Origin of the sequence: Bacillus sp. 123MFChir2, assembly GCF_000383235.1 — a bacterium.
Lineage (GTDB): Bacteria > Bacillota > Bacilli > Bacillales > Bacillaceae_G > Bacillus_A.
In genome coordinates, this window is the sequence record NZ_KB911015.1 from 1 (window position 1) to 3,268 (window position 3,268).

The following is a 3,268-nucleotide window of genomic DNA, read 5'->3' on the forward strand; positions in this document are numbered from 1 at the left end:
GTATGTGCTGTTACCATATCCTCTTTAACCCATTTGATAGAGCCGTCTTTATTAAATGCATATAACTTACCATTTTGATTTGTTGCATATACAGTTCCATCTCGTCCAATTGCTGGGGGGGAAGAGAATGCCTGTACAAGATTATCGTTGGAACCATCGTTAAAGTAAAGTTTGTATTCCCATTTCACCTTATTAACATCCGTTCCAGCATATGGTGAATTCTTGTTCCAACTTTGTCCAAAAGGAAATTCGGCTTGTAGATCATAATTCCCTTGTTCAAATTGATCACCTTGTGTGCTAATAGTTTGCGCCTGTGTTATTGAACGAGGACTTAATCCTACCATCAACGAAAACAGTAGCAGCATTAACATAAATTTCTTTTTCATAGTTTTCCTCCTATGTAATAATTTGTGAGACATAACATTTAAAATAATAACATATTAACTATATATTGTAATTTATTGCTTTAAGTAATTATCAAAATAAAAAAGCCTTACTTATTAGGCCTCACCATATCAAAAAAAGAAAATTGTACGTTACGACACAATTTGGACACATTCCAGTCGACACCTTGTACGTTAAGCATAAAATAGCCCCAAGGCAAGTGTTGCAAAAATTAACATTTATGCAACACTCCACTTGGTCTTGATTTTTATAGCGTCACAACGTTGCATATATTACGTTGCAAATTAGAGTCCAAAAATGTTACGATATTTGTAGCAAAATAGAAAAATAGACTTATGCAACGTTAGGGGCGCAAAAAATGAATTACGCATATATTCGAGTATCAACTCCGCAACAAGATTACACATTCCAGAAAAAAGCAATACTTACATATTGTGAAACGAATGAAATTGAATTGTTAGAGGACTATATTTTTGAGGAAAAGCAAAGCGGCAAAAATATGGAGAGAGAACAATTCCAAATTCTTATACAGCAATTAAACCCAGGGGATACACTTATTGTCTATAAATTAGATCGTTTAGGTAGAAATCTTTCTGATATGATTCGTACCCATGAAAAACTGATCAAAAATGACATTGGCGTCATTGCTATTAATGACAACATTGATACTCGGAAGAAAGATGACATGACTACTAAAGTAATGGTTACAATCTTATCTTTATTCGCTGATATTGAACGGAACTATATATTAGAGCGAACACAGGCTGGTCGTATGAAGTATGTAGAAAATGGCGGGAAACTGGGGAGAACGCCTAAAATCAATAAATCTAAAACAGATTTGATACTCGAGTTACTTGATCAAGGAAAGACAAAACAGGAAATTGCTGATTTTTTAAATGTGGACAGAACTACTATTTATCGTACATTAAAACGAAATGGTTATTAGGAAAGTTATTCATAACACGCGCTATCTATGCATCCAGTGTTCAAAGAATATTTGGCCATAAAAACTGTACCCCTAATCCATTCTTGGATACACGGAAAAATAGAAACAGACTGCAAAACTTTTTGAAAGAAAGGCTTTGCAGTCTTTTAATTCCTTACTTTATTTAATACTTTCTAATTCCCATTTGTGGTCATTACTTGGTGAAGTTGTATGATCAGGTTTTAAAATACGCTCTCCAGCAGCTACGAATGGAAGAATCCCATCATCTGCGACACTCGCACTCCAAGGATTTTCTCTAAACGTGATATAAGTAGAATCAGATTTTAAATAGAAGCTCTTTTCATTCGAAATTTTATCTAATTTAATCGTAGATCTGTTACGCTCTTGATCTAACCAACTATAATCATATCCATTTCCAACGTTAAGGTACTGATAGCCACCATGAGTACTGTTCGTAAATTTAAGGAATACTTCTTCATCTTTGCTAATTGGTTGTCCTGGTCTAGACTGACCTTTTCTCTCAATAATTACTGATGTAGCTTCAATATCTGGTCCATGTATTGCTTGTTTTTTCGGTCCTAATCTCAATCCATCCCAATTATTTCCCTTTAGACTAAAGTGCACATATTTCCCATTTATACTTTGCTCTAAAACACTTGCAGCATTCCATTTCTCTATTACACCTTGATCATTTACCTTCGCAGACGTTTTCAAATAATAAGGTTTTCCTTCGACAATCAATTCACCTTCATTATCTACTAATAAGTTATCAAACTCTTTATTGTACTTAACAACTGTAGAAGTTTTTTGTGTTGGAAGCTTCTTTTGTACATCGTTGATTTCAAATGTCACTTCTTTTGATGGATCGAATTGATCTAAGCTTATAGTTTCTTTAGACTCATATATATTTCCATTCTTCACTAATGTTACTTGCTGTGTTGCTTTAGAATTTTTCTTTTCAAAAGTAGCGGAAATTTCATTACTTGCTCCAAATAAGCCCGGTACGACTGCCGCATAAAGCTTTTTCTTAATTGGATCATAAGCACTATATGATAATGTTGGTGGCTGTAATTGTTCAAAAACACCCAATTTAATTCCTTTTGTTACAGCCTCTTCTTTTACATTTTCTAAATCGTCTTTCTCAAAGATGTTTCGCTGTCCAAAGTAATTTTCTACAAGCGCATTTACTTTTTTAGAATCTACGTTAATATGTTTTAAAACCTCATTCAAGTTTAAATTTGTATTCGTACCAACACCGTCTGGTGCATACACTCTAAACTTCGGCTTATTCCCGATATCTGTTTCTAGTAATCCAGTAGAAGCATTTACACGAGATTCATATTTTCCTGCATCTCCTAAATTTTTAAATTCTCCGTCTTGTTCGATAGACACGTCCATTGTGCTCGTAGGTAATACTTCAACAGAAAGAAGCGCACCTTGCTCAACAGCTTTTAATTCATCTAACGTTAAATAAATATTTACATCTGCTTGACCTTCTAAACTGTCAATTAATACTTCTGTTTTATTTCTTCCGCCTTTTTCTGTGCTTAAATGCTGTGCTTTATAACGATCTTGCGTTGCCTTTACGGTATTAATAATCTTGTCTCCTAGGCGAATATTAAAGTGAGGAGAAACGTTTTCAGCTGATGCTGTACCTACGTTTTTATATTCTAACTGCAAACTTACTTTTGCTGCTTTTGCTGTATCAATTGTCGTTGCAGTAGACCAATCAAAATTATTAGAATAGCTCTCTGTTTCAGTGTTAGTTTTTGAATATCCATAGCCTACATTTAATGAAGCATCAGCTTTTGGTACAGGGCCTGCTGCTGAACCTTCAACACCGCCTCCAACAGTTAGACCAACATTAAAGGAATGCTGCGTGGATACACTTTTCTCCCAACTTTTATTAATAGATCC

2 protein-coding genes and 1 pseudogene are annotated in these 3,268 nt (G+C 34.4%); 1 reads left to right on the forward strand and 2 read right to left on the reverse strand.

All coding sequences use genetic code 11. The annotated features are described in order from the left end of the window. Positions 1-386 (reverse strand): annotated as a pseudogene (locus tag H280_RS24265) (PQQ-binding-like beta-propeller repeat protein); the annotation flags it as partial. A 377-nt stretch (positions 387-763) separates the two neighbouring features. Between H280_RS24265 and H280_RS0122675 the strand changes: the two are divergent. Further along, complete coding sequence (locus H280_RS0122675; RefSeq protein WP_020063378.1) at positions 764-1,351, forward strand: recombinase family protein; 588 nt, start codon at positions 764-766, stop codon at positions 1,349-1,351. Positions 1,352-1,510: 159 nt separating this feature from the next. On the opposite strand, the gene H280_RS26250 is transcribed toward H280_RS0122675, so the two are convergent. Then, positions 1,511-3,268: hypothetical protein (locus H280_RS26250; protein ID WP_020063379.1), on the reverse strand; the 1,758-nt coding region annotated here is incomplete at its 5' end.